General features: G+C 40.5%; 16 protein-coding genes. 5 read left to right on the top strand and 11 right to left on the bottom strand.

Annotation, left to right across the window (positions count from 1 at the left end; all coding sequences use genetic code 11):
* Positions 1-117: 117 nt before the first annotated feature.
* Positions 118-1047, top strand: coding sequence for an NAD-dependent epimerase/dehydratase family protein (locus M3O96_RS10060; RefSeq protein WP_249720300.1), 930 nt, complete (start codon positions 118-120; stop codon positions 1045-1047).
* Positions 1048-1242: 195 nt separating this feature from the next.
* Entirely contained in the window at positions 1243-1704 is a 462-nt protein-coding gene (locus M3O96_RS10065; RefSeq protein WP_249720301.1) for a RidA family protein, read from the top strand.
* Positions 1705-1717: 13 nt separating this feature from the next.
* Here M3O96_RS10065 and M3O96_RS10070 read toward each other — a convergent pair whose 3' ends face one another.
* From M3O96_RS10070 to M3O96_RS10085, 4 genes are all read right to left on the bottom strand, one after another.
* A complete protein-coding gene (locus M3O96_RS10070) occupies positions 1718-2971 on the bottom strand; it encodes an amidohydrolase/deacetylase family metallohydrolase (protein ID WP_249720302.1) in 1254 nt (417 codons plus the stop codon).
* An 18-nt stretch (positions 2972-2989) separates the two neighbouring features.
* Complete coding sequence (locus tag M3O96_RS10075) at positions 2990-4210, bottom strand: aminotransferase class V-fold PLP-dependent enzyme (RefSeq protein ID WP_249720303.1); 1221 nt, start codon at positions 4208-4210, stop codon at positions 2990-2992.
* 302 nt (positions 4211-4512) lie between these two features.
* Positions 4513-5289 carry a carbohydrate-binding family 9-like protein gene (locus tag M3O96_RS10080; RefSeq protein ID WP_249720304.1) on the bottom strand — a complete coding sequence of 259 codons (777 nt, stop codon included), beginning with the start codon at positions 5287-5289 and terminating at the stop codon, positions 4513-4515.
* A gap of 1 nt (position 5290) precedes the next feature.
* Complete coding sequence (locus tag M3O96_RS10085) at positions 5291-7033, bottom strand: PQQ-dependent sugar dehydrogenase (RefSeq protein WP_249720306.1); 1743 nt, start codon at positions 7031-7033, stop codon at positions 5291-5293.
* A 335-nt stretch (positions 7034-7368) separates the two neighbouring features.
* Between M3O96_RS10085 and M3O96_RS10090 the strand changes: the two genes are divergently transcribed.
* Positions 7369-7545 (top strand): type II toxin-antitoxin system VapB family antitoxin, encoded by a 177-nt coding sequence (locus M3O96_RS10090; RefSeq protein ID WP_349630842.1) that lies wholly within the window; start codon positions 7369-7371, stop codon positions 7543-7545.
* 154 nt (positions 7546-7699) lie between these two features.
* Here M3O96_RS10090 and M3O96_RS10095 read toward each other — a convergent pair whose 3' ends face one another.
* Entirely contained in the window at positions 7700-9316 is a 1617-nt protein-coding gene (locus tag M3O96_RS10095; RefSeq protein ID WP_249720309.1) for a beta-N-acetylhexosaminidase, read from the bottom strand.
* A 211-nt stretch (positions 9317-9527) separates the two neighbouring features.
* On the opposite strand from M3O96_RS10095, the gene M3O96_RS10100 reads away from it, so the two are divergent.
* Entirely contained in the window at positions 9528-10988 is a 1461-nt protein-coding gene (locus M3O96_RS10100) for a Gfo/Idh/MocA family protein (RefSeq protein ID WP_249720311.1), read from the top strand.
* A 248-nt stretch (positions 10989-11236) separates the two neighbouring features.
* Here the strand turns inward: M3O96_RS10100 and M3O96_RS10105 are convergent, their stop codons facing one another.
* The 5 genes from M3O96_RS10105 to M3O96_RS10125 form a co-directional block, all read right to left on the bottom strand.
* Entirely contained in the window at positions 11237-12619 is a 1383-nt protein-coding gene (locus M3O96_RS10105) for a TolC family protein (protein WP_249720313.1), read from the bottom strand.
* 2 nt (positions 12620-12621) lie between these two features.
* Positions 12622-13974: an HlyD family secretion protein gene (locus M3O96_RS10110; RefSeq protein ID WP_249720315.1), complete on the bottom strand. Its 1353-nt coding sequence runs from the start codon at positions 13972-13974 to the stop codon at positions 12622-12624.
* A gap of 11 nt (positions 13975-13985) precedes the next feature.
* Entirely contained in the window at positions 13986-15686 is a 1701-nt protein-coding gene (locus tag M3O96_RS10115; RefSeq protein ID WP_249720317.1) for a peptidase domain-containing ABC transporter, read from the bottom strand.
* Entirely contained in the window at positions 15676-16356 is a 681-nt protein-coding gene (locus M3O96_RS10120) for a TetR/AcrR family transcriptional regulator (RefSeq protein ID WP_249720319.1), read from the bottom strand. The genes M3O96_RS10115 and M3O96_RS10120 overlap by 11 nt, the downstream gene beginning before the upstream one ends.
* Before the next feature lie 118 nt (positions 16357-16474).
* Positions 16475-18121 carry a M28 family metallopeptidase gene (locus tag M3O96_RS10125; RefSeq protein ID WP_249720321.1) on the bottom strand — a complete coding sequence of 549 codons (1647 nt, stop codon included), beginning with the start codon at positions 18119-18121 and terminating at the stop codon, positions 16475-16477.
* A 150-nt stretch (positions 18122-18271) separates the two neighbouring features.
* Here M3O96_RS10125 and M3O96_RS10130 point away from each other — a divergent pair, with 150 nt between their 5' ends.
* Positions 18272-19309 (top strand): alpha/beta hydrolase, encoded by a 1038-nt coding sequence (locus M3O96_RS10130; RefSeq protein ID WP_249720323.1) that lies wholly within the window; start codon positions 18272-18274, stop codon positions 19307-19309.
* Between the two features lie 100 nt (positions 19310-19409).
* On the opposite strand, the gene M3O96_RS10135 is transcribed toward M3O96_RS10130, so the two are convergent.
* Positions 19410-20531 (bottom strand): Gfo/Idh/MocA family protein, encoded by a 1122-nt coding sequence (locus tag M3O96_RS10135; protein WP_249720325.1) that lies wholly within the window; start codon positions 20529-20531, stop codon positions 19410-19412.
* Between the last annotated feature and the right edge of the window lie 110 nt (positions 20532-20641).

Genomic DNA, 20641 nt, shown 5'->3' on the forward strand with positions numbered 1-20641 from the left:
ATAGTTCCCGCTCTTAAAAGTGCCTATTTGACCTGCCACTTTTAAAATTTGTCAATTTCTTACCCCCATTCCATTTTACTAAAATAGATTTTGGATTAAATTCAAAGAAAAAAACCTATGCCTACCCCTCCCCTCCACACTATCCTAGGTTCCACCGGAAATATTGGAACTGCTCTTGCAAAAGATCTAACCAAATACACCGACAATATCCGCCTTGTCAGCCGAAATCCTTCTAAAATCAATCCTAAAGACCAATTGATGAAAGCTGATCTTTTGAATCCTGAGGAGGTCGATGCTGCAGTAGCCGGATCTGATACCGTCTATCTTGTGGTGGGAATTACCTACAAAGCCAAAATCTGGCAGGAACAGTGGCCCATCATCATGAAGAATACCATCGTGGCCTGTAAAAAACACGGAGCCAAACTTGTATTCTTTGATAACATGTATTGTTATGATCCCAATCATGTAGGAAATCTCACTGAAAATAGTCCTGTCAATCCCCAAACTCAAAAAGGGAAAGTCCGTGCAAAGATTGCACAGATGATCTTGGATGAAATCAAGAGTGGCAAACTGACTGCAATGATTGTCAGGGCAGCTGACTTTTATGGGCCAGGTGCAAAATTGAGTGTCCTCAATGAATCTGTCATCAACCGCATGAAAGCTGGAAAGACAGCCCAGTGGCTTTATGCCGGAGACAAGAAACATTCATTTACATATATCCCTGATGCGGCTTATGCTACAGCATTTTTAGCCCAACTGGAAGATGCTTGGAATCAGGTCTGGCATTTACCAACTTCAAAGGCATATCCCACAGGACAGGAAACCGTAAATATCTTGGCAAAGCATCTCGGGGTAAAACCGAGGCTTCAGGTACTTGGCCCCTTCATGCTCAATCTGGTTTCTCTATTTATCCCTGTTTTGAAAGAAGTTAAGGAACTGAGATACCAATTGGATCAGGATTATTGCTTCGACTCTATCAAAATTGAAAAGGCTTATGGATTGAAACCGACAAATATTGAGGAGGGATTGAAACGATGTCTTGAATAAAAAAGGCATTTTTCTGAAGCTACCAGAGAGATTCAAAATCCATCCAGCCTATTCGGGAAATTATAAGTTTTCCTGCCATGGAAATATGAGTAAACAATCTTTAAAACCAGAGAAAGGTCTTAGGATAATTTGCAGTAGTTCTACCAAAGCTATATATTGAATGGTTCAACACGAAAACATAATCAATCTATAATCATGGAAAAAATAGAAAGAAGAACCACCTTAAAAAAAATGATCGTTTCCATCGCAGGATTTGCGGGAATCGGATTGGTGGCCAAGGCTGAAACGGACAACACACCAGAAAAAGAAGTATTCAATGTCGTTCAAGATCAGGATGTTCCCTTATTTTCGGGCTCAACCAAACTGGGAAATATGATTTTTGTGGCAGGAAAAGGAGCCCATTTTGAAGGGGATATCAAAGCACATACAGATCATGTTCTCAAAGAATTGGAAAAAGAACTGGTCAAAGCAGGTTCTTCAATGGAAAAAGTGCTGAAAGTGAATGTGTACCTCCATGACCTGAATGACTACAAAGGAATGAATGAGGTTTACAAAGGGCGATTTGGAAAAAAACCTCCCGTACGCACCACAGTAGCAACATATGCAGGAGTACCAGGAGATTCTTTGGTGGAAATGGATTGTATTGCTTATATCTGATCAATTCAACTGATTATCTCAAAACTACCGGTTCGCTTCGACCATTGACACTATAGACAATTTCACCGTCTTTGATGGTCATTTCACATTCGAACCTTTTATCGGTTTCCAATTTGTATCCGTTTTTATCCCAAATTCCGAATTGGCCTTGTCTCACCTCAATCAAGGCCAAATCGGCTATTGCTCCTTCTGATAGGTGACCAAGTTCTTCCCTTTTGATGGTTTTGGCAGGATTCCAGGTACTTGCCTTGATGATGTGGGGAATTTCCATTCCCATCGCCATAAATGTAGTCATGACATTAAGCATGTCTTTCATCGCTGCATTCATGCTTCCTTTGTGAAGGTCTGTACTGATGATATTCGGAAAAAATCCTGCTTCCAATGATGGGATTGCCTGCCTGAAATCAAAACTGGCTCCTCCATATCCCACATCGAAAATAATTCCTCTTTCCTGTGCTTCCCGGACAAATGGTTTGAATTTCCTAGTTTCATAATCAACCACAGGCTCTCTGGCACCTCCCAATTCCGCAAAAACGTGGGTATAGATGTCCCCAGGACGCAGATGGTCAAAAAACAATTCCCTCAATCTCAAAGGGGCAAAAGACATAGATCCACCAAAATCAATAATGACAGGCATGTTGGCAATATTTCCCGCCTCCACCGCCCTATCCACCGGAATCCAATCCCTTTTGGAATAATGGGCCACCTTAAATCCGACTACGTGTTCCTTGTATTTCAATGCAGTCTGCCCGGTGAGTTGGGCATTCATATCAGAAGTATCCTGTTCGTAGGCACCTCCCCGCATCCCTTCTCCGACAATGTTCAGGAATGCCAAAACCCTTGTTTTTGAATGGTCAATGATGTTTTCTTTGAATACATGGAAGTTTTTCCATCCTGGTCCACCACAATCCACAATAGTGGTCACTCCTACCCTAAATGTAAAGCTGTCCGGGTCAACTGCCACGAGTCCATCACTGAGGTAACTATTGGGTCTCGTACCAGAAAAAATATGGCCGTGAATATCTATCAAACCCGGAACAACCAATAAACCTTTGGCATCCACTATTTGGCCGGCACCTTTTGTATCTATATTTTTTGCGATTTTGGCTATCATTCCATCCTGAATGGCCACATCCATCAATTCATCAATGTTGTTTTTTGGATCAATGACATGACCTCCTTTGATCACCATTTGGTAATTTTGAGCAGACAGACTTATTGGACTTATGCATAAAAAGTAGAGTAATATGAATCCTATTTTCTTCATCTCTTGGGAATGATTAGGTTAAACTTTAGCGCTACTCAATTCTTCCTGAATTCTTTTGGCTACAATCTTTTCTTCATTCGGCCTTAACATCCAAACAGTACAACTGATTTCGTGGTCACCGTTACTTATTACTTCTATGGATGGATTTCCCTTTCTCAATTTTTCCTGCATTTGGGTGCGGTTGAGATTTATCAAAGCAGGGTCCCAGGCAATTTTCAGAAAAGGGGTATGATTGGCAATTGGCGGAACGGAAACAGAAGTAGTCACACCACTGACTTTTTTGACCATTTCCTCTATAAGGGAAATATTTTCTTCCCAAGTTTTCCACTCTTTTTCATGGTCTTTTTTTACATACAGTTCCAAGGCCACATACATCCCAAGTATTTCTTCTTTATTGACCTTCATGCCTCTCCCGATGGTATTGCCACGGGGTGGTGCACTCAGTCTTGCCGCCTCAATGATGTGTTTTCTACCCATCAGGATGCCTGCACTTTGCGGCCCTTTCATGGCCTTTCCACCTGATATGCAGACCAGATCAAATCCCATATCATTAAATTTCCATAGGTTTTCAACCGGCGGTACATCAGCGGCTATGTCAATCATGGTAGGTATGTTGTGTTTTTTTCCCAATGCCACCCACTCTTCATGTTGGATTTTACCATCGGGCGCCTGATAATTCAAAAACCAGAACATGGCAGTTTGCTCATTGATCGCTTTTTCCAAATCCGCAACTGTTTCCACTTCTACCAATTTAACCCCTGTATTGGTCAGAGAATGGACATAAGCCACGTTATGGCTTTTTTGGACGATCACCTCTGACTTCATTCCTTTCAGGTTCGGAATCTGTGCAATCTTTTCCTTGTCGGTTCCTGTCAGTACTCCTGCAAGACCCAACACCATAGCGGACCAACAACCTGAAGTTACCGTTGCCGCTTCTGCATGGCAGATTTCAGCAATTTTTTCTCCTACTTTGTCCTGAACTTCATCCAACATGATAAATTCCTTAGAAGAAGCTTCTATTGTTTCCATCACTTCTTCAGGCATCAGAGAGGCCGTCATGGCTGTATAGGTTCCGGCTGCATTTATAAATGTCCTCAAGCCCAATTCCTTGATCAGGTCCCTTTTCGGAACCGATGGGGAATCGGCAAATACTGATTGAACAGGAATACTGCTTCCCACAATTGTTCCCACCAATGGAAGGGCAGAAAGTCTTTTCAGTAATGTTCTTCTGTTGATCATATCATTTATTGTTCGATGTTCAAAATGAATTTAAGAGGTATTTGGGAGCCGAATTATATTATCTAAATCTAAATTTTTAAAAAACATACCGCAAACCTTTGCCATTATTATCCATCCATTTATACAATAAATAAAAATAATGTTGGCTATCCTCATTTTTGCCATTAACCGAAATCTCAACTACAAACGGTACGGAAGACGGAAGTCGGAAGACCGTTATATACGACTATTCTCATGTCCTAAAATAGCTTAACAGAAATTCAAACTATTTTAGGAAAAATTGATAATTCAATCCCACATTTTTACTTAAAAACCAAAGTCCCAAAAAACTGTGGAAGATGAAAGTCCGGTATGGAATTATCTACTTTTGACCAAGTCAAATAATGTGGATTACTGGTGGTACTTGCCGTTTTATAAAAATTAGCAGTCCATTTTACCCCTGATTCGGGGTGTGTGATAGCGGTATATTTTTTAAGAATTTTCAGGGGCAATTTGAATTCAATGGTCCAAACAGTGTCCTCTTCAATTTCAGGAAATACCATCTTATGCATAGAATGGGCAATTTCAACTTTGCTTATATCTTTCTCCTTGAGGAAAAGGTATTCCTTTCTTGGGACTGTGACAAATTGCATCAAAGGAACTCCTCCGCAATTGATCTCTAAGTTGAAGTAAAAAAGCGGCTTGGAATTGTCTGGAGAAAAAAAGAATTCCACGCAGGAATCTCCTGAAACATGTCCATTGGTCTCCTGAACCAAACACTGAACAAACCGATCCTCTACCAGAAAAATCCCATAGATATTTTCGTCATCATACAAAAGCTTAGCAAATGTGGTTGGAAGAAATTGGGGCTTGTCTCCGATATAATTTTCTATTTCTAGGGATGGCACATTTTCCCAAACTTCCTTATCCCAAACTCCGTCAATTCTAATTTTCCCCTCAAGACGGTTGACCTCATAAACCGATTCTTCCATATTTCTCTTCTTGTTATTTGATTCCTTTATCTGTTGGGCATCCATCCTAATGGCAATCAAGCTCATGCCCATCACAAAAATCAGATCAATCCTAATTTTAACCCTCATATTATTGATTTTCTATTTGTTTTCTCACATTACCAACTTCAATGGCGGAAATACTCGGTGAATCATTTCCGAAGTTTCTCCTGATATAGGTCAATACTGAGGAAATTTCATCATCAGAAAGAAATGAATGCGAAGGCATAACTCCATTATATGCTACACCATTTACTGTTATGGCACCTTCAAGACCTTTTAAAATCAATTCAATTAAAGGTTGATTTTTACCATTCACCACCCGGGAATTATTAATCGGTGGAAACCTGCTTCCGTCACCTTTACCGTCTCTTTGATGGCAGGTCCCACAATGTTGGTTATAGACCTGTGATCCGTTTTCTATCATTTCTGTTTCCAGATTATCCAATTCCCAATCCGGATCTTTAATATTGATTCTTTGGTTTTTCCTCTGTTCTAGTTTGGCTAATGAGGCTTCACCAAAGTCTGATTTTTTTCCCTTGTACATGATTCGCCAGATTTTACCTTTTACACTTTCCGAAATATAGAGTGACCCATCCGGCCCCATGGCGATTCCCATTGGACGTGCCAAAGCATCACCGGTATTCACGATGGTGTCCAATCCGGCAAATCCATCTGCAAAAACTTCCCAGGGACCTGCAGGAATTCCCTTTTCAAATGGGACAAATGCCACAAAATAACCTGCCTGGGGATAAGGACCGCGAATAGTAGATCCATGAAAGGCGACAAAAGCGCCATTTTTATACCTGTCGGGAAATTGATCGCCTCTATAAAAATGAAGGTCGTTTGGTGCAAAGTGTCCCGGAAAGCCCATCAAAGGTTGGTCCACTAAATGGGCATCACCCTGCAATTTCCCATCTCCTCCATATTCAGGATTCCGTTTCTTCTTTCCTTCTATATGATCAAAGTAAAAATATGGCCAGCCTCCATCAGTACCTTCTTCAACCCTAAAAAATTCCTCTGAAGGTAAAACAGCACTTTCCCATGGACCGAAAAGATCAGGCCATGACTTGCTCAAATCATCCCTTCCATGTTGTACAACATATAATTCATTCTCTTCCTGATTCCAATCCATTGCTACTACAGACCGGATACCTGTGGCATATCTATTCCCATCTTTTTGGGTTTGATTAAGTCTATCCGCGTCAAATTGCCAGATGCCGCCATGCCAATCCAGCTGAGGACATGGATACATTCCCGGGCTTTCGGGTTTCCTATTGAATTCCTGACAAACGTCCCCCGGCGAACCAAATGCTACATACATGTGGCCATCATTGTCAAAAGCAATGGGTTTGGCGATATGTTCATAGCCATATTTTCCATTTTTGTAATCATCAACCAAAATAAGTTCGGGTTCACCAGTTGGCAATAATCCATTTGGATCCATTTTGTATCTGTACACTTCTCCTGCTGTGGTGAAATACAGGTAACCGTTATAGATGCGCATTCCTGTACCATAGTTTCCCTTATCAGGATAGTCTCCAAAGTATTCCACAATATCTGCTTTGCCATCATAATTGGTATCCCTTATTCCTACAATCCCTCTCCCGGATTTATCAGGTGCGCGTAGTTTGACATAAATATCCCCCAATTCACTAACAGCTATATGTCTAGCCCTTCCTATACTGTCCACCACCACTACAGCTTCGAAGCCATCAGGCAAAAAAAGTCCACCATTATCAATGTCGCCTGCTGGAAGTATAATTTTTGGCTCACATGAAAAAAACATCCATAATCCTACACAGAAAAAGAAAATTTGAATCTTAAAAGCCATTGGGTGCATCTCAATTTTCATAAAATCGCTCTGGTCTTTGGAATTATTTAAATGTTGGTAAACAAAACTATCTTTTGCTAAAAGCCACTTTCTTGAAATATAATATATTTATAAAAATACATTGTGCCATTTATAAAAAACCAAGGTCCGGAAAACAAATTTTCCAAAAAGACTTCTCTAGACTATGCGAAAAGGCTTCTGGATTAAAGGCTATAGATTTTGAAGTTGGATTGAAAAAATGTTTAAGTTTATTAAAACTACTTTGAGGAACTTGTGTAGAAAATTATTTGTGTTTTTCTAAAAATTATTCACACTGTATGTGAACAAATATAAAAATAGAGACCGATCTGATCAATGAAGCCATGAAGGTTAGTGCCCTTAAAACCAAAAAAGCAACAGTCGAGGCGGCGTTGAACCTTATGGTATCCCTTAAAAATCAAGAAAAAATAAAGCTGCTCAAAGGCAAATTGAAATGGGAAGGTAATTTGGAAAGTTTGAGGCAAGATCAATAAAAGGCAAAAAAAATCCGAAAACCATTGATTGATTCCCGGATTTTCTGATTTCAATATTTTACTTTTTGGGTATGTTTGATTTCTTGCTACTAACCATTCAAAACTACCATTGAAGTTCAATTGGAGCGGCAATGGACTGTGGACTATGGACCGATCACTTTTTTTCCTCCCAAACCAACCTAGGAGATTTGTAATAATTCAATCCCATAGCATCCCAACGGGCTGTATGTTTTTTCAATCTTTCTGAAAATGACTCCCAATTTCTCAATTCCTTTTTGGTCCAGGCCACTTCTGCGATGGCTGCCAATCTTGGGAACATCATAAATTCAATCTCTTCTCTGTTGGTAATGGTTTCTGACCAAAGAGGGGATTCCACGCCTAAGATATTTTCTCTTTTGATGGCTGCATCCATTTCTGTTGGATCCCAGTTATAGGCATCATCCAACTCGATGTATGCCGCCCAATGCAATCCCAATTGAGTCGTCGAATCATATTGCATGTCAAGGTAAGTCTTGGTAGCAGGTGAAATCAATACCTGATTCCCCTGATTGATAGCCAAAACCGCATTTTCTGCTTTCGCCCAATATTGGGCTACAGTTCCATTTTCGAGCTTGGCATGGGCCACTTCATCCCAACCCAAGGATTTTTTACCATACTTGGTGACGATGGCCTGCGCCTTTTCGATAAATGGGATATAGTCCTCTATTTTAGTAACATGGGATTCATCTCCGCCAATGTGGATATAAGGACCGGGGGTCATGTCCACCAGTTCACGGATGACATCATCTACAAATTGGTAGGTGATGTCCTTATTCGTGGCCAAAGTACTGAACCCAACTTCAATTCCAGTGTAGAGTGGTGTTGCCATTCCATCAACCCCCAGATTCGTTCGGTCAAATGGAACTGCGCCTTTTTCAGGAACAGTGATACCGGGATTCAATTGCCCGTAGGCAGCCAAGGCTGAATTGGTATGGCCCGGCATGTCGATCTCAGGCACCACAGTGATGAATTTTGATTGGGCATAAGCGACAATGTCTTTGTATTGTTCTTGGGTATAAAAACCTCCTTCTCCCCCACCTACTTCGGTTTTGCCACCGATCTCGGTAAGCAATGGCCAAGATTTGATCTCAATTCTCCAACCCTGATCATCGGAAAGATGGAGGTGAAGAAAATTGATTTTGTATTTGGAAATCAAATCAATCACGTGCTTCACATCTTCCACAGAAAAAAAATGTCTTGCAACATCCAACATAAATCCTCTGTAAGCATATTCCGGCTTGTCTTGAATTTGTCCGGTGCCAATATTGATTTTCCCTTTCGACAGGGTAGATCCTTCGACTGATGCAGGAAGAAGTTGTCTCAAGGTCTGAAGGCCATTGAATAGCCCTTCGCCGTTGGAAGCAGTGATTTTGATGCTAGATTCATCGATTTCAATACCGTATTCACCTGCTATTTTTTGCGAAGCTGATTCAAGCTCAAACACAATAACATTAGACTCCCCGGATTCGGCTATTTGCAGATTAAAGCCTGTAGAGGGTTTGACCATAGTTTGAAAAATCGAGATGATTGGATTGATATCTGCGGAATTTCCCAGGGCAATCAATTTGGTTTCACCTGTTAAGGCAAAGGAACCGCCATCATCAGTCACAGAAAAGGGCTTTGGGATAATATGGTTTTCGCTTAGCGGAATAGCTTTTTCGGAACAGGAAATAATCCCCAATCCAAAAGAGAAAATGAGCAGCGTTGAGGAAAGGATTTTTAAAATTTTCATAAAGTATGGATGGGTTTTCGGGTTTTTAACCAGACAAACTTAATTAAAATTTTTATTTAAGATTTTACCATTTAGCAAATTCTTTCGTTTCCCCATTTATCAACTCATTTCTCCTTTTTTCTAAAATCAAAGAATTATTCACCTTACAAATCTCATTTTTAATAAATTGAATCTTCAAAACTTGAATCTGATCAAATTAACCATAAACCGAATGAAAAAGGAAGAATTACCAAAGGAGAACAACTCAAGAAGAAATTTTGTCAAAGCCTCAGCCACAGCTTTGGCGGGTTTTTATTTTGTACCAAGACACGTATTGGGAGGACCGGGATTTGTAGCGCCATCTGATAGGCTCAGGGTAGCAGGGATCGGGGTCGGAGGAATGGGAGCGGGCGATGTGCGTGGAGTTTTCAACAGCGGCAAAGCTGATTTTATTTCCCTGTGCGATGTTGACGACACCAGAGCAAAAGGCAGTGTGCAAGCACATCCAAAAGCTAAGTACTATAGAGATTACAGGGTCATGCTCGACAAAGAGCATAAGAATATTGATGCGGTGACGGTTTCCACACCAGATCACAATCATGCTGTACAGGCCATGGCTGCCATGCAATTGGGCAAACATGTTTATGTTCAAAAGCCATTATCCCATGATATCTATGAAGCTAGAATGTTGACCGAAGCTGCGCAAAAATACAAGGTAGTAACCCAAATGGGCAATCAGGGTTCATCTGGTGAAGGAGTAAGAAAAATGGTAGAATGGTACAATGCCGGACTTATAGGCGAAGCCACAAAGGTATATTGCTGGACCGACAGACCTGTATGGCCACAGGGCATCCCCTGGTCAGCAAATTCTGCAACCCCACCTGCAGATTTTGATTGGGACTTGTGGCTTGGAACTGCTCCTAAAAAAGACTTTGTAGCCAACCTCATTCCATTCAATTGGAGAGGATGGTGGGATTATGGAACAGGTGCATTGGGCGACATGGCATGCCATATCATGGAACCTCCCTTCAGGGTCTTAGGATTGGGATATCCTGAATCAGCAGAGTGTAGTGTGGGTTCTGTATATGTAGGAGAATTCAGCAGAGGATATTTCCCCGAAAGTTGCCCTCCTTCCTCTCACATCACACTCCGCTTCAAAAGAGAAGGTAAAAGTGACCTTCAATTCCATTGGATGGATGGTGGGATTCAACCTGCCCGTCCAGAAGAACTCGGACCAAACGAAGTGATGGGTGATGGAGGCAACGGTGTCATCATCGAAGGTACCAAAGGCAAAATCATGTGTGGAACTTATGGTGTGAATCCTCAGCTATTACCCACCTCAAAAACAGCTGAAATCAATGTTCCCCAATCAGAATACCGCGTTCCTCTTGGTGATAGAGGCCACTACAACAACTGGGTAGAAGCCTGTATCGGTGGATTTGGAAGTCAGGAATACAAGCAGTTGAGTTCTCCGTTCTCAATAGCCGGGCCTTTGACGGAGTCTGTTTTGATGGGAAATCTTGCGATCAGAAGCTATGACTATAGGGTGCCGAGAGAATCAGGAACAGGATTCAATTATCCCGGAAGAGGTATCAAGCTTGTCTGGGACGGACCCAATATGAAAGTCACTAATTTTGAACCTGCCAATCAATTTGTAAAAAGAGAATATAGAGAAGGTTGGAAGCTGGGGTGATCTCAGTGTTCAGTTTACAGTGATCAGTTTACAGTGTTCAGTCAGTGAACAGTGATCAGTGTTCAGTCAATAATCAGTTTACAGTAGCAGTTTTCAGTGGCAGTGAAAAAGAAAAATCCCGCAAGTCCAAAGATTTGCGGGATTTAATTTTTTACCAATCTATCATTGACATTTCCAATCGATAAAATGGGTTGAAATTCAATATATGCTGCTGTGGACCGTGGCCTGTGGACTGATTGACTTTAAGTTCAATCCTCAAATCCCAAACCTGCAGCATTCAACATTTTGGCGTAGGCAGATTTTCTTTTGGCAGCAAGTTCATTGAGCGTGGTTTGTGCACTGATAAGACTTACTTCCCTAGCATTGACTAGGAATAAAGAACTTTCTCCGATTTCAAACCTCGTCATTTCCCCTCTCAAAAGTTTTTGAAGTCCGTTGACGTTATTTGTAAAGACTCCCAATTGCTTTTCGACAGTTTCAAAATTATAAATTTCACTTTCCAGCTTAGTTGTCAGTCTGAGAAGCTTCAAATCTCTTTCATATGTTTTGAAATTGATTTTGGCTTTTGTCAAACCTAGATCCCCTCTTTCCCCTCTCAAAAACAGCGGCATAGAAAAATACATGCCCAATTTGTAATTATTTTCCAAGAAAGGTGACAATTGAAATTCATCCAGTTTTTCTACCAAAAAATTGTAATTAACCTTCAATACAGGGAGCAACATGTTTGATTTATACCTTCTGTCGATCTGAAGAGATTCGATGTCATAATCCGTCAAGAGCAATTGGGGATGTCTGAAAATATACTCACGCATAGATTCCTTATTGTAATCAAATATGGTTGGATCAAGGACATTCTCAGGATATACTGACTCCAACAAGTCTATGGGGTCATTGTTTTCATCCCAAAGGAAAGTATTCAAAAACTGGGTCGATTTGAAGAATTGGATTTGGGCAGACTGAAGTCTATAAATCCTGTCCATCACCTGGGTATAGGCTTCCACAGTATCAATCGCAGGAAAATCTCCTTGAATATAGCTTTCCTTCACCATCTGAAATCGCTCTTCGGCGAGTTTTACCCCTCCTTCCAAGATCTGGACATTTTGATAATCAGCAGCCCAAGACCAATATGCCTCCGTAGATTCCATAAATAGGTCATTGAGTATCTGTACCCGCTCTACCTTGGTGGATTGGATGTACACTTGCGCCTGTCTCAGAGCGGCTCTTCTTTGGTCAATAAAAAGCCCTTGACCCAAATTGACCGAAGCTCCTAATGCGGCCAAACCATCTTCCGGAACTTCCAATTCGGGATTCAATAATGTTCCTGTATTGTATTCTACCAAACCCTTCAATTCCACCCCTGCCATCGTTGGGATTACGAGACCGGCCTCCCTTTTGTCATAATAGTTGGTATTTTTAAATCTTTTTGAATCAAAATTACCATATAATCTAGGATCAAATCCTCCCCGGGAGGCAAGGAGTTCCTGTTCTCCGAATTCAACAGTGATATCTGCCTGCTTGGCTACAGGATGGAATTGTCTAACCCATATCACGTATTCTTCATAAGAAAGCATTTCCTGTGCCTGAGCCAGATAAGTAATTCCGAATGCTAAGAATAGAAAAATCTTCCGCATGGTTATTTGGTCTTTCTGTTATCTGCCTTTTCCCTTGCGGTATAATAATCGGCAGGGAATCCATTTAGCTGACGCCATACCTCATACCAAAGGGGAACATCATTGAGCAAGGCTATGCCGTCGGCACCCGAACCTATCCTCAATTGTACCGGCCAAGATTTTTCTTGCAAATCTTCCACTACCAGAACCCTGTATTTTCCATCCGGTCCGGCAAAATTATCAATGGCTTTTACAACACCTCCAAAGGTCCCATTTGTAATTTGTGGCCATCCCGAAAACACGATCGCCGGCCAACCGTCAAAAATAAACCTGACTTTATTTCCGATTCTTACCAAAGGGAAATCGACCGGTTCAACAAACATTTCAACTGCCAGTTGGGCATTTCCAGGAAGAATACTGATGATTTCTGCACCTTCCTTGATCGTTTCTCCTATACCCACTTGGATAGCTTCGGTGATATATCCATCCTGAGGGGCTAATATGTGTCGATACCCAGTTCTCACTTCATAATTGGTATACTTATTTTCAAGATTGGTGGCGGTAGCTTCTGCATCAAATTGGGAAGACATGGCCTGGTACATATCAGCTGATGCCTTTGCCATTTTATCCTTGAAATCATTGTCAATGGCATTCAACTCTATCTGGGCCGCAATCAGTGAATTCTTACTCTTCAGAAGGTCATTTTCTGCAGCAACCAATCCTGCCTGGACTTCCTGAAACCGGAGTTCCCGCTGTTCATAATCAGTCAATGACCTAAGTCCTTCCTGATACAATTTGTCAGTTCGCTTTAGCTGATCCACCCCGACCTTAAAGTTGACTTTGGATTGTTGAAACCTGATACTATCGGAAACAACCTGTAATTCCGCCATCCTGAGCCTATTTTCGGCCTGTTCTTTACGAAGCACATTGTTTTCTTTCAAAGCTTGGATTTGGATTTCCAAAGACTTTACTTTTTCGAAATAAGACTTTGCGGAAAGATTTTTTGCATCCACCTGGAGTTGTGTTCTTTCCAGGAGCAAGGGGTCAAAATATTCATCTTTAATCTCAGACACCCATAAAACCGTATCACCTTTTTGGACATAATCACCTTCTGCTACGTACCATTTTTCAATCCTTCCTGCTATTATGGAATGTACCGTCTGTGGTCGCTGATCCGGTCTCAACGCTGTTACAAATCCCTTTGATCGGATATTTTGAGTCCAAGGCAAAAAGAGAAAAAGAAACATCCCGATCAAAGTCCAAAGTAGGATCTGAATTCTTTTTTTGCTTTCATCCTTGGGCACAGTCATTTTAAGACTCTTGAACTCATCAAAAGTCACATTACCCGATATTTTATTTTTAGAAATTCCTAACATCTCTTTTTAGATTAAAGATCATTGGCTTTGACAAATACTTCAGTGCTTCCATCAAAAACAAGCCTGCCTCGGTCAATTTTAATCACTCTTGGAAATTTTTTAATCGTTTCCATATCTTCTGAAATCATCATGACTGTCCAGTTTCCTTTCAAGATGTAATCAATAATCCTGTCCTTTTCATCAGGTTCAAGAAAAGCAACCATATCTTCCAATAGCAGTGCTTTTTGATGGCTCAAAAGACACCTTGCCAATACTATTCTACTGATGATGGATTTGCTCAAACCATGCCCTTCGGGCATCAATACCGTATCCCAATCCTTGGGTAACATATATATGAATTCTTTCAGGCCTACCATTTCCAAGATATCCCTGACGTGTGGATTATCAACATCTTTCATTAGGGTAATATTTTCATGTATTGTCCCATGGAAAATAGATTGGTGAGAAAGACTATCACCTATATAACTCCGAAGCCTATCAAGATTCATAGTATCAATCGGCAAACCGTTGATGATTATCCTGCCCCGATAAGCTGTAAATAATCCTGAAATGAGATACATGAGGGTACTCTTTCCACTACCGCTTTTTCCTGTAAGAATTACTTTTTCACCTGGGTTTAAATCGAAAGTCATGTCATCAATAATTTCGACTGAAGTACCTTTAGACTTGTAGCTAAGATTCCTTACCTGAAACTTAAGACTTTCATTGTTGGTGGTCAATGACTTCTCAATACCTTCCTGTCTTTCGATCGGCATATCCATGATCTGACCGATTTTTTCGGTAGCAGTCAGGGTATCATATACCACATCTAGAGACAAGATCAGTTTTTCAACAGAACTCACAATCAAAATGATGATCACCTCAGCGGCTATGAACTGCCCAATACTGATTTGATTATCAATCAACAATAAACTACCCACAATCAAGAGCGTGGTCACAATCAGGGCTTTGAAAGCTATCATGACCTTATACTGGAATACCAAAACAGCAAAGTGCTTATTCCTGAATTCAACGTATGTTGTCAGCAATTTGTCAATCGTGTAAAAGGGAAGTTTTGAATTTCCTGCCAATTTAAAAGTGGCCATTGTTCTTCCGATTTCCTCCAACCAAAAGGCTGTTTTGTATTTGAGTGTAGATACCTTAAGGTTTGTTTCCATCCCTTTTGGACTGGTGAAATAGAAAATCACAACTACCAAGGCAATCAAAATCAAACTGAAAATCAGGAAAAACACATTATATAAAGCCAATAGAACCATCCCAAAAAAGATCTGAACCATCGAAAATGAAAAGTCGATCAATATCTTTGAAATCCCTTTTTGGAGGTTTACCGCATCAAAAAACCTGTTGACAAGTTCAGGTGGATACTGTCCGTGAAGCTCATCCATTTTGAGTCTTGGAAGCCGGTAAGCAAATCCAAAACCTGTTTTGGTAAAAATCCGCTGTTCTAATTTTTCTGTAAGGTACAATTGCGAGATCTGGAGAAATCCCCCAAAAGCAATCCCTAAGGCCACAACCAAAACCATGATCAACCAAGCTGTACTGACCCTTCCTCCCAAGACAAAATTGACGATAGCTTGTATTCCAAGTGGATAAACCAGGGATACGGCACCGTTCAATATTGAATAAAAGTAAATGGAATAAACCTCTTTCTTTTCTTCATTAAGAAGTTTAAAGAATCTTTTTAAAGGAGATATCGTGTAGTCAATTTTCATTTTGGATGGTTTTGAAAACTAGGTTATTGAAAAAATCAATCCTCCTTTTATCTCCGGGAACTTGCTCGGTGAGTCCAGGCAAGTGCTTGGCATAGTAAGATTGTATCAGGCTTGATTCCATGACAGTGGATACTAATGTTTTTGGAAATTCAAATTCAGGATTAATTTCCAGAATAATATCAGCAATTCTTTCACTCAATTTGTTGAAATGGTTAAAAAAACCTTTCTGGTATTCTTCGTCCACCTCTTTGGTCATAAAAGCTTTGTTGGCTTCATCTGTCAGTAAATTTCTCAAAGAGATAGGGTCAATAAAATCATTTTGGGTAAAAATCGGACCATTTACCAAAATTTTGATGGCTATTTCAAGTTTTTGAGCAGGATCTGACAAGTTTGCCGTAGCAAAAACAAAATTTTGCTCCAAATATCCCCAATACCAAGAATTCAGAAATAAGAGCAACTTATGCTTATTTTCGAAATACCGGTAGATGGCGGACTCTGTACAATCAACGTTTTGAGAGAGTTTCTTGAAGGTAAATTGCTCAAATCCCAATTCATACATCATGGAAACACTTTTTAAAATGATATCTTTTCCAAGTTCCGAACTAAAAGGATCCTTGAGATAGATACTGGGGTTGATTTCAACCCTTATTTTTTTGAGAATATTTTCCATTATCCATAAACAACAGCAGTGAAACGAGCTTTTTTCACAATTAGTTTACATTACTAAAAAAAAGTTTGTATTACTAACGTGAAAAAAATTTGCTTTTAAAAGCGAACTGGTAGAAATATCATCTTTTCATGTACGAATCCCTAACAGCTTTGAATTCAGAACCCTCTTTCCAACCTGGCCAAGCAGTACTGTTTGATAATTTTTTTCCAACTTCATAAAGTAATTGAACGTCTCCCAACATGGCATCATAATCCCATTTTGCAGGATCATAGTTATCACCTGGTTTGTGGTAAATTTCTGTATTATACTTTGATTCCAATTCCTTCCCGTATTCTTTACCTTTTTCAACATGATCTATTCCTGTACCTATATAAAGTGCAGGAATTCCGATTTTAGCAAAATTGAAATGATCAGACCTATAGTAAGATCCGGCTGACGGAGTAGATTCGGGACTGCTGTATCTTCCTACCTTTTCTAATTCGACATTGAGTATATCCTCCAATTCTGATTGTCCCATGCCAATCAAGGCCACGTCTTTCATTTTTCCATAGGGATTCATACCGTCAAGGTTGATATTGGCAACAGTTTTTTCCTTTGGATAAACAGGATTTTGGGAATAATAGGCTGATCCCAATAATCCCTGCTCCTCGGCCGTCACGGTCAGAAAAACCACCGATCTTTCCGGTTTTGCATCTTCTTTAAAAGCCTTTGCCATACCTAGGAGCGCGGCGGTTCCGCTTGCATTGTCCCATGCGCCATTGTAGATGCTGTCCCCTTTTTCATCCGGCGCACCGATTCCCAAATGGTCCCAATGGGCCGTATAGATAATGTATTCATCGGGGTATTTGCTTCCGGTAATTTTGGCAATTACGTTTTTGGACACATCATATTTGGCCTCCACTTTCATGGTGGTACTTGCTGTCAGGTTCATCGGGATAGCCTGAAAATCTGATTTTTTAGCTTTTTCCAAAAGCTCAGTTTCATTTAATCCCGACAAAGTAAACAACTGACTTGCCACCGGTTGCGTGATCCAACCTTCAAACATAGACTGAAAGGTAGGGTTATTTCTGATGTCCAATGAAAGCCTTGAAGTATTCCAGTTGTTTTGGATGACATTAAAGCCATATCCTGCCGGACCGGTATTATGTATGATCAAGGTTCCCAAGGCACCTTGTTTCGCAGCTTCTTCCATTTTGTAGGTCCATCGCCCATAGTAGGTCATGGTATTTCCTTTAAATAAAGAGACGTCTTCAGTTCCATATCCAGGGTCGTTGACTATTAAAACGACGATCTTTCCATTGACATCAATATTTTTATAATCATTCCACCCATATTCTGGCGCGACGATTCCGTATCCTGCAAAAACCAATTCAGCATCATTAATAGTCAATAAAGAATCAGTACGTTTGGTCCAGATGACATAATCCTCCAATCCCTTTAATTCAATGACATTGTCTTTTGATTTGACAGTCATGGAAGGAGCCGGTTGGGACAATATTGAAACCAAAGGAACATCTTGAAAGTAACTTTCACCATTCCCGGGCTCAATGCCAAGTGTTTGGTATGCTTGTGCCAGGTATTGGACTGTTTTTGTTTCTCCTTCGGTGAAAGGTTTTCTTCCCATAAAATCATCGGAAGCTAACTGCATGATATGGGGCTCCACATCATCCTTGGAAATTAAATGAGGTTTTACTTCTGGGGATTGGCAGGCCGAAGCCAAAATCCAAATAAATAAAGGGAAGATGGGAAAGTTAATTTTTTTCATTTTCTTAAGGTCTTAGCCAAAATTAACAAAAATACCCCAATCTCAAATTGTAGACCATCACCATGATTAAGTCCTTCTGGATTTTTCCAAGGGGATTGGTTAAATGGTTGCAAGGTTTTAGATTTACTGACTATTTAAAATACGTGAACAATGAAAAAAGCATTACAGTTTTTACTCGGATTTTTGATCATCCTCGCTATCATATATATGCTTGGTCCCAAATCAAAAGTGGAGGACCTATCAGGTGACTACCCAACCGTACCCACAAGGATGGGGGAACTTCAGGCATTTATCAAAGCTAAAAGTGATACAGTAGTGGGATTGAAGCCAGGAAATGAAGCTAAAATATTCTGGGCAGATAGTACTGATAAAAGCAAAACCCCGTACTCCATAGTCTATATCCATGGATTTGGCGCAAGTCAGATGGAAGGGAATCCTGTTCACAGGGAACTTGCAGCTTATTTTGGAGCCAATTTATATTTAATCAGGTTACCCGAACATGGCATCAGCAGGCCTGATGGATTCAGGCATTTGACCGCCCAAAAGTTAGTGGATGAGGTAAGGGAAGCATATATGGTAGGGAAAAGTCTTGGAGATTCGGTTATCATAGTTGGGACATCTATGGGTGGGGCTTTGTCATTGGTATTGGCTTCCGAAAGGCCGGATATGAAAGCATTGGTACTTTACAGTCCAGCGGTCAGAGAATATGGAGAAGCATTGGAAATATTTTTCAAACCATGGCTTTCTTTACTGGCAGAGAAATTCCAATACGAAAAGGGAACTATCATCAACAACAGGGAAGGCGAAAAAGCCAAATATTGGTCAAGAGAATACCATTTGAACAGTTACCGGGCGCTTGGCATTTTGATCAGAAGTAAAATGAATCCTGAGACGTTTAAAGAAATCAAGCAGCCTTTGTTTTTGGGGTATTATTATAAAAATGAAGATGAACAGGATAAAGTTGTCTCTGTCCCCAAAATGCTCGAAATGTATGAACAAGTGCAGACACCTATTGGCAAAAAGGTAAAAGTAGCTTTTCCCGAATCCGGCGACCATGTCATCGCTTCAAGCATTACTTCCAAAGATTGGGAAGGGGTATTGAGAGAAACCAAAAAGTTTTTGGAAGAAGTGGCAGGGGTGAGGAAAATGGAAAAAGTGGAGTTGGAGTTGGTACTGAATGAAGATTGAGTTGGAATAATTCTGAATGAAGAATGTCAAATTGACTACATAAAAAAAGCACCCCAAATCCAAGTTCAAGGTGCTTTTTCAATTTATCCCATCTTTTTTCTCAAAGCTTCAAAGCCACTTTCTTTCCTGTCTTTGTGGCCTCAAAGATCGCATCAATAATCTTCATGTCCTTAACTCCTTCTTCTCCATTTACTGGTATGATTGGTTTTTTGCCATCGAAAATAATCATTGCCATCTGGTCCATCTGGGTAGTCTGATGCGTAACATGAGGCAGGTCAAGGCGGCCTTTGTTAGTCCAACTCTTGATGGGGCCATAACCTGTCGAAGGCTGCATTTCGCCAAATCCTTTTTCTCCGACCAAGAAAAACTTATCAAGATAGCTTACCGCATAGGTAGAAAGACAAGAAGCAATTGCCCCGTTTGGAAAACCCAACTGAAAAGTGATTGTCTCATCTACCCCCTCCTTAAATTTGACAGGATCGGTTTTCTCTTCTTGCGCGGTGACCCAAACGGGTTCCTCCCCTATCATATACCTCGAACCATTGATGGCATAAATACCAATATCCATCATAGCCCCACCTCCTGCTAATTCCTTATTGAGCCTCCATTGGGTAGGATCGCCGATTTTGAATCCACACAATCCCTGAAAGAATTTGATGCTCCCAAACTCCCCTTCCCTCCGCAATCTAACCACTTCTAGGGTGTTGGCTTCAAAGTGCATGCGGTAACCTATCAACAATTTTACCCCTGCTTTCTTACAAGCATCGACCATTTCCTGACCATCTTTGGCATTGATGGCCATAGGCTTTTCGCAGATGACATGCTTGCCCGCTGCTGCCACTCTCAAACACTGTCCGTGATGTAAAGCGTTTGGAGTAATGATGTATACTGCATCAATATCAGGGTTATTCTTAATCGCATCGAAGTTCTCGTAATTGTAACAGTTCTTGTCCGGGATGTTATACTTGGCTTGCCAGTCTTTTACCTTAGACGGAGTTCCGCTGATTACTCCTGTGATTTTGGCGCGCTTGCTGTCTTTCATTGCTTCCGCTACCCGGTTGCCATAACTTCCAAGGCCCATTATCGCTACTTTGAGCAAAGGTCCATCCTGCACTTCTTCCCAGTTGTATTGTGGTTCTGATTTAGGAATAAAACTGAAAGCCAAAGGAAGAATCCCGGCACCAACTGTCAATTTTTGTAAAAAGTCTCTTCTTGATTTCATGGTTATTTAAGGTTTTGGTTTGTGAGCATTCAAATTTCAATTTAGGCTAAAAAATCTTAATTCTAAAACTGCACTATTTTGAAATATAATAAAAGCAAGCTGTTACCAAT

This window comes from Aquiflexum sp. TKW24L, from assembly GCF_023502205.1.
Taxonomy (GTDB): domain Bacteria; phylum Bacteroidota; class Bacteroidia; order Cytophagales; family Cyclobacteriaceae; genus Cognataquiflexum.